The organism is Mycobacterium sp. 1465703.0, from assembly GCF_001672975.1.
Lineage (GTDB): Bacteria > Actinomycetota > Actinomycetes > Mycobacteriales > Mycobacteriaceae > Mycobacterium.
This window is the reverse complement of record NZ_LZKU01000261.1, coordinates 1-7,406: the sequence shown is the minus strand read 5'-3', so window position 1 is coordinate 7,406 and position 7,406 is coordinate 1. Positions and strand designations below refer to the sequence as shown.

The window sequence follows — 7,406 nt, the reverse complement described above, 5'->3', positions numbered from 1 at the left end:
GGTCGCCGTGCCGGACCCGCCCTCGGGTGATGTTCGGATTCTCGACGGGGTCGACGTCGGGCAGCGGCCCGTCGGGATCGTAGGCCGACAGGTCCACGCCCCACACCTGCTCGAGGAAGGCGATCGCGGTCGGTCCGCTGACCTGTTGCTCGCGGATGTGGCGGGCGTTGTCCAGCGCCTCGGTCGGGGTGTCACCCAGCGCGAACGTGGCGCCGGGCAGGACCTTGAGCTGGTCGGGGTCTCGCCCGTAGGCCGCGGCGCGGTTCTTCACGTCGGCGTAATAGCGCTGACCGGCCTCGAGTGACCCGTGCAAAGTGAACAGGGCATCGGCGTGCTTGGCGCCGAAGTCACGACCGTCGTCGGAGTCACCGGCCTGCAGCAGCACCGGATGGCCCTGCGGCCCGGCGGGCAGCGAGGCGACGCCGCGGACGTCGAATTGCGGACCGTGATGCTCGACGAGGCCGATGCGGGCCGGGTCGGCATAGAACCCGGCGTCAACGTCGGCGACCACGGCCCCGGGCGCCCAGCTGTCCCAGAACTGCCGCGCCACGGTGATGAATTCTTCGGCCCGGCGGTAGCGATCGGCGTGGGCGAGAAACCCGCCGCGGCGGAAATTCTCCCCGGTGAAAGCGTCCGAGGAGGTGACCATGTTCCAGGCTGAACGCCCATCGGACAGCTGGTCCAGCGTCGCGAATTGCCTTGCCACCTCGTAAGGTTCGTTGAACGTGGTGTTGATGGTGCCGGCCAGGCCGAGTCTGTCGGTGACCGCGGCGAGCGCGGCCAGCACGGTGAACGTGTCGGGCCGGCCTACGACGTCGAGATCGTGGATCTTGCCGCGATGCTCACGCAGCCGCAGACCTTCGGCCAAGAAGAAGAAGTCGAACAGACCGCGCTCGGCGGTCTGGGCAAGGTGCACAAACGATTCAAACGCGATCTGGCTGCCCGCGCTCGGATCGGACCAGACCGTCGTGTTGTTCACCCCGGGGAAGTGGGCGCCCAGGTGGATCTGCTTCCGCTGGCCTGCTTCTCGAACGATCATCCGGTCAATCCCCATCGTTTGGCGATCAGTTCATGCGAGCGCAGCCGGTCCACATGCCGGTGCGTCACGGAGGTGATCACCAGTTCGTCGGCGCCGGTGACCCGGCGCAACAACTCGAGCCGGTCGGCCACCTCGTCCGGGTTGCCGACGAACTGTGTCGCAGTGCGGTCGGCCACCAGCGCCTGCTGCTCCTCGGTCAGGGGCTCACAGAAGTCAGGATCCGGATAGGGGATCGCGCCGTGTCCGCTGCGGATGGAATACACCCAGCGGCCGTAACCGGACGCGAGATGCCTTGCGGTCGCACTGTCCTCGGCAACCACGACGTCGGCCGACACCACCACATATGGCTTCGACAGTCGGGTTGACGGGCGGAAAGCGTTGCGGTAGGCGGTGATTGCCTCGAGCGCAGTGCCAGGGGTGATGTGGTAACTCGCGACAAAGGGAAGCCCACGGGCACCGGCAACCTCGGCGCTCTGGCCCTTGGTGCTGCCGAAGATCCACGGTGTCAACTGGGCGTGCTCGCCCGGAACGGCATGTAGCTCATGGCTATTGACGGTGTAGGTGCCGTTCAGCATCGCTTCGATGTCGGCGACCTGTTCGGCGAAGTCTGGGGGTTGCGCACCCGGTTGCGCGAGCACTGAGGCCTGCGCCCGGATGCGCTCGCTTTTCATCAGCGGTGTCTGGTCGAACGGCGTGGGGATGACCACCCCGTCTACCTCGCGCCATGGCCTGGGCACGGGTTCGGCAGCAGCCGGCGACGACGCGGCCGCCTCTTTGCGTCGCTGCCCGGACCGCCCCAGCCCCATGTCGATACGGCCCGGATAGAGTGCGTCGAGGATGCCGAAACTTTCCACCACGGCGAGCGCCGTGGTGTGGCCGATCTGCACCGCGGCCGACCCGACCTGAATTCGTTGGGTGGCCGCGGCGATCTGGCCGATCACCATCGCCGGCGACGAGCTGGCGACCGCGACAAAGTGATGCTCGGCGAGCCAATAGCGCTTGTAGCCCCATTGCTCGGCGTGCTGGGCCAGATCGATGGTGTTGCGCAACGCCGCCGCGGCGTCACTGCCGGCGCTGATGGGAGCGAGGTCGAGGATCGACAGGGGAGTGACGGTCATGATGGCGCCGCCACGTAGCGGTTCGGTGCGGCAGCCAGCCCGAGGCGTTCGCGCAGTGTCTGGTCATCGCGGTAGCCGGTGCGGTAGCGGCCGGTGCGCTGCAGTCGCGGCACCAGGTCGTCGACAATGGCGGGCAGGTCGACGGCGTTGACCGCGGGCCTCAGCCGTACCCCGTCGACCCCGGCGTCCTGCCAGGCGAGCAGCAGATCCGCTAAATTGCTTGTGCTGCCGACGAATACATGCGCGTCGGACGAAATGGCCGCTGCCGGTGTCAATGGATCGTCGACCAGTGACACCAGCAGGTCCGCGTAGACCTGGATCTGTCGGCCCGCGGCGGCCTGCGCGTTGTCGACGTCGGCCAGGATCGCACGCAGTGAAGTTTCGTCATGCGGGGTGACGAACACCAGGTCGGCGCCGGCGGCGGCGAATTCGTAGATGCCATGGGCCAGCGCCGCCACCACCGGCTGGCCCTGAGGTGGCCGCGGGGTGATCGAGGGCCCCTTGACCGAGAAGTGCTCCCCGACGAAGTCGATGTAGTGCAGCTTGCCGCGGTCGATGTAGCGACCGGTAGCGACATCGCGGATGACGGCGTCATCCTCCCAGCTGTCCCAAAGGCGGCGCACCACCTCCACGGCGTCGGCGGCCTCATCGAACAGGTCGTCGCCTTCGGGGGCCGACCGCCGGCCGAACAACGCCGCTTCGTGCGCGGTCGGGCTCACCCGCACCTGCCAGCCGGCCCGCCCATGCGAAATATGGTCAAGCGTCGCAATGGCTTTCGAGACATGGAACGGTTCGGTATGGGTAACCGTCGCCACCGGAACGAGGCCGATGTGTTGGGTGATCGGCGCGATCCGGGCCGCCACCAGGGTGGCGTCGGCGCGCCCGACCAAGCGACGCGGGGAGATTTCGGCTCGGCGGCCAGGCTGCGCGTCCAGGCTGTCGTCGATGGTCAGGAAATCCAGCAGTCCCCGCTCGGCGGTGCCCGCCAGCGCCGCCCAGTACCGCCCGCTGAGGTGCCCGCCGCCGGTCGCGTTGTGCGCGTGCGCGTATCGCCACGCGTGCGGATGCCAACCGTAGCCGTCCAGCGCTACCGCCAGATGCAGCTCGGTCATAATCGGTCCCCGTCGGCTGGGTCGCCGGTGCACATCGTGGTCATAACCCACTGTGCAACGCTGAGGGCGGCAATGCATTCCAACGCCGGGTTAAGTTCAGCGTGAGTAATACTCCGCCGAGGTCATGGCCATCGCGCGCGCCGATGGGGGTTCGGTGCAGCGTGGCGAATACCTGCGATCAGACCGTGTGTTCGGCTGGGCTCCACAAGCTTTGGGGATTGGTTGAGCTCAGATGGAGAAGTCCTCGCCGTGCCAGACGCCGGCCTCGGGGGGCCGGATGACATGGTTGGACTGGGCGCCATCCGCCCGGGCTTCGAGTTTGGTTACCCGGGTCAGCAGCGACTGCAGGCTGACGCCGACGAGATCGGGCATCATCGAGTCGTCCGGACTGCCGGGTCGGCTGCGGCTGATGACCTGTCCGGGCACGCCGACCACCACTGAACTCGACGGAACCTCTTTGACCACCACGGCGTTGGCGCCGATGCGGCTGTCGTCGCCGATCTTGATCGCGCCCAAGATCTTGGCCCCGGCGCCGATGGTCACCCGATCACCGATGGTGGGGTGACGTTTGCCGGTGTCCCTGCCGCTGCCGCCGAGGGTGACACCGTGGTAGATGGTGACGTCCTCACCCACTTCGGCGGTTTCGCCGATCACCACACCGGTCGCGTGGTCGATGAACAGACCGGGACCGAGCACGGCGCCGGGGTGGATTTCGACGCCGGTCAGAATGCGGGTGATTTCGGCGGTGATGCGGGCGACCAGCCTGGCGCCGCGGTGCCACAGCCAGTGGTTGATGCGGTGGCCCCAGATGGCGTGCACGCCCGGGTAGGCGAAGATCACCTGCAGCGTGGTCGGAACGGCCGGGTCGCGCTCCCTGGCCGCCCGTATGTCACGACGTATGGCTTCCAGCATTTTTAATCGGCCAGGTCGGCGAACAACGGTGTGCTCAGGTACCGCTCGCCGAAGTCGGGCAGCACCACGACGACGAGCTTTCCGGCGTTTTCGGGGCGGCGGGCCACCTGCAGGGCGGCGACCACCGCCGCGCCCGAAGAGATGCCGACCAACAGTCCCTCTTCGGCGGCCAGCCGCCGGGCCAAGTCGATGGACTCTTCATTGCCGACGGCGATCACTTCGTCGACCAGATCCATCGCCAGCACCGGCGGGACGAATCCGGCGCCGATGCCCTGGATCGGATGCGGCCCCTTCTTTCCACCGGACAGCACCGGCGATGCGGCGGGCTCTACGGCGATGAATTGTGCTGAGGGCTTGCGTTCTTTGACGACCTGAGCCACCCCGGTAATTGTGCCGCCGGTGCCCACTCCGGCGACGAAGATGTCGACTTTGCCGTCGGTGTCGCGCCACACTTCCTCCGCGGTGGTTTTGCGGTGGATCGCCGGATTGGCCTTGTTCTCGAACTGCTGTGGCACGAAATACCGTTGGTCGCTCTTGGCCAATTCCTCGGCTTTGGCGATGGCGCCCGGCATGCCGTCCGGGCCAGGCGTCAATACGATCTCAGCTCCCAACGCGCGCAACAACATTCGCCGCTCGATGCTCATCGTCTCGGGCATGGTCAGCACGCAACGGTAACCGCGGGCCGCGGCCACCAGCGCCAAGGCGATTCCAGTGTTTCCGCTCGTCGGCTCGAGGATGATGGTGTCCGGCTTGATCAGGCCCGCCTGCTCGGCCGCGTCGATCATCGCGACCCCGATACGGTCCTTGACACTGTTCCCCGGGTTGAAGAATTCCAGCTTGGCGACGACGTCTGCGACCGCACCTTCGGTGACCCGGTTCAGCCGGACCAGCGGGGTGTTACCGATCAATTCCGTGACGTTCTCCGCGATGCTCATCTATTTTTTGTCTCCAACGACGTAGGACCAGGCTTCCTCGGCCTGCCAGCTAATATCGAACTCTATGTTCATCTCGGTGGGGATGGCTAGCGCTACCGGGGTAAAGCGTTGCGACGCTTCATCCAGCGCTACCCCGGTGAGCACGCGTCCATGCAGATCGCTAACGGTTTTCGCGGTTAGCGTTATTCCCGAAGTGCCGGGCGCCTGACGGATGTAGAAATCCGTCCCGGGCTCGATCGCCTCACCCAAGGAGAAGCCGTCCGCGTCGACCAGTTGGTGACCGTCGTTAGCGCTGAGTATCAGCGGGATTCGCACCTGGAACGGCCCGACGAGCTCCAAATCTGCGGTGGCGTGCTGGTCGATCAGTAGGGCCTCATCGGCTTGGTGAACCGCCCGCCCCGCCTGGGCGAGCAGGTAGTTGTACAGATGGACGACCTTGTCGGCGTTCCGGTGGTGGCGGGCACCGGTGAGCCGGAAGCTGACGTGCTCAATTCGCGGGATGTCCGAGTCGGAGCGTGCGACCAGCCGGTAATAGCGGTACCCGCGCCCCCCGCGGCCGTGGCTGCTCGAAGACAGTGTGCTGCCCTCACCCAAGGTGCGCTGATGACGGCCCCGTCCTGGGGCCACCGTCAGCTCCGATCCCGAAACATCATGGTAGTCAACGCCATTGGCTGATTTCTGCAACTTCACCGTTACGCCCGCGTGCGAGGCGATCCATGCCGAGTAGCCACCGAGTTGAGGCGCGCCGTCGAATTCGAAAGTGATCACCGGCCCGGGTGAGCGGTGAACGGCAACGGGGACGTTGAGCGGCCGGGTGTCCAGCGCCAGGCCATTGGTGAATAACCAGATCGCGGCCTGAGTCGCGGCGATCGCCTCGTGTTCATTGATGTTGGCCGGTCCCAGCGGATAGCCTGCTTCGCGCACCTGCCGGCTCAATTCGGCGGTGCAGCGCATCGGGAAGGAGTGCCGCAAGATCCAGTCGACCTTGGCTTCGTGACCGGACGTTCGCAGATGCGGCAACGCAGACCAAGTGTCGACCCGGTAGTGCGACGGGTGCTGCGGTGCGACGCCGGTGAAATCCAGCGAGTAGGCGTGCACGTTCGGGTTCAGTCTGATCAGGTCGGTGCGCGCCCAGCTTCCGTCGGTGAACACGATCCGGTCGACGGTGTGGGAATACGTGCCGCCCCGGTAACGCGTCATGCGGTTGAGTGCGGTGACCGGCCGGACCACCGAACGCCGACGGGTCGCCACCGGTGCCAGGGCACGGTTGGGCTCGGACAGTATGGTCATGGGTTGTTGTCTTCCTGAAAGGCTTTCCATGGGCCCGCGTCTTCACGCCGCCGGACAGGACCCGGCGACACCGCCCGAATGGGCTAACGCGGGGATTTCTACAGCGTCAGAGGGCTTGTGGAAATCAACAACAACAGCAACAACAGCAACAACAGTCCACGACGACGCAGCGCGACGGGACAAAGCGCGGCTGTACGGGGTGTTGCATGCCCCAACTATAGGCCATCGACCCTGTGCGACCCGTTTCGCTCAGCCAGCCTGTAAACCTTCTGGCCAGGTCGTAACGTTGCCTAGGCTCGGCGCGCGGACCCGCTTCTGGTGGGGGACGATAGATCCGCCCGACCCGGCCGCTGTTCACGCATGAAAGGACCCCGATGACCTCGGCTCAAAACGAGTCTCAGACACTTGGCGACCTCGCTGCCAGGCAACTTGCCAACGCGACCAAGACCGTCCCCCAGCTGTCGACGATCACACCGCGCTGGCTGCTGCACCTGCTTGGCTGGGTCCCGGTGGAGGCCGGTATCTACCGGGTCAACCGGGTGGTCAACCCCGAGCAGGTCGCGATCAAGGCCGAAGCGGGCGCCGGCACCGACGAACCGCTGCCCGAAACGTACGTCGACTACGAGACCAGCCCGCGCGAATACACGCTGCGCAGCATCTCGACCCTGGTCGACATCCACACCCGGGTCTCCGACCTGTACTCGAGCCCGCACGACCAGATTGCCCAGCAGCTGCGGCTGACCATCGAGACGATCAAGGAACGCCAGGAATTCGAACTGATCAACAGCCCCGAGTACGGGCTGCTGGCACAGGCGACGCCGGAGCAGACCATCCAGACGCTGGCCGGCGCCCCCGCGCCCGACGACCTCGACGCCCTGATCACCAAGGTGTGGAAGACGCCCAGCTTCTTCCTCACCCATCCGCTGGGTATCGCCGCATTCGGCCGGGAAGCCACCTACCGGGGCGTGCCGCCCGTCGTCGTGAGCCTGTTCGGTGCGCA

Annotated in this window: 7 protein-coding genes; 1 reads left to right on the top strand and 6 read right to left on the bottom strand. The window is 66.2% G+C overall.

Annotated features, from left to right (window positions below; genetic code table 11):
• The 6 genes from A5625_RS24655 to A5625_RS24630 all read right to left on the bottom strand — a co-directional run.
• Nucleotides 1-1,039 (bottom strand): NtaA/DmoA family FMN-dependent monooxygenase (locus A5625_RS24655; protein ID WP_067000445.1); only part of this gene is annotated, 1,039 nt, incomplete at its 3' end.
• Nucleotides 1,036-2,157, bottom strand: coding sequence for an LLM class flavin-dependent oxidoreductase (locus A5625_RS24650; protein WP_067000442.1), 1,122 nt, complete (start codon nucleotides 2,155-2,157; stop codon nucleotides 1,036-1,038). The genes A5625_RS24655 and A5625_RS24650, both read right to left, overlap by 4 nt.
• Nucleotides 2,154-3,269: an LLM class flavin-dependent oxidoreductase gene (locus A5625_RS24645; RefSeq protein WP_067000439.1), complete on the bottom strand. Its 1,116-nt coding sequence runs from the start codon at nucleotides 3,267-3,269 to the stop codon at nucleotides 2,154-2,156. Before A5625_RS24645 ends, A5625_RS24650 begins: the two co-directional genes overlap by 4 nt.
• A gap of 228 nt (nucleotides 3,270-3,497) precedes the next feature.
• Nucleotides 3,498-4,181 carry a serine O-acetyltransferase gene (gene cysE, locus A5625_RS24640; RefSeq protein ID WP_067000437.1) on the bottom strand — a complete coding sequence of 228 codons (684 nt, stop codon included), beginning with the start codon at nucleotides 4,179-4,181 and terminating at the stop codon, nucleotides 3,498-3,500.
• 2 nt (nucleotides 4,182-4,183) lie between these two features.
• On the bottom strand, nucleotides 4,184-5,116 hold the full coding sequence (cysK, locus tag A5625_RS24635; RefSeq protein ID WP_067000434.1) for a cysteine synthase A: 933 nt from the start codon (nucleotides 5,114-5,116) through the stop codon (nucleotides 4,184-4,186).
• Nucleotides 5,117-6,406: a TQXA domain-containing protein gene (locus A5625_RS24630; protein ID WP_067000431.1), complete on the bottom strand. Its 1,290-nt coding sequence runs from the start codon at nucleotides 6,404-6,406 to the stop codon at nucleotides 5,117-5,119.
• 374 nt (nucleotides 6,407-6,780) lie between these two features.
• Between A5625_RS24630 and A5625_RS24625 the strand changes: the two genes are divergently transcribed.
• On the top strand, nucleotides 6,781-7,406 hold a 626-nt coding region (locus A5625_RS24625), incomplete at its 3' end, for a hypothetical protein (protein WP_067000428.1).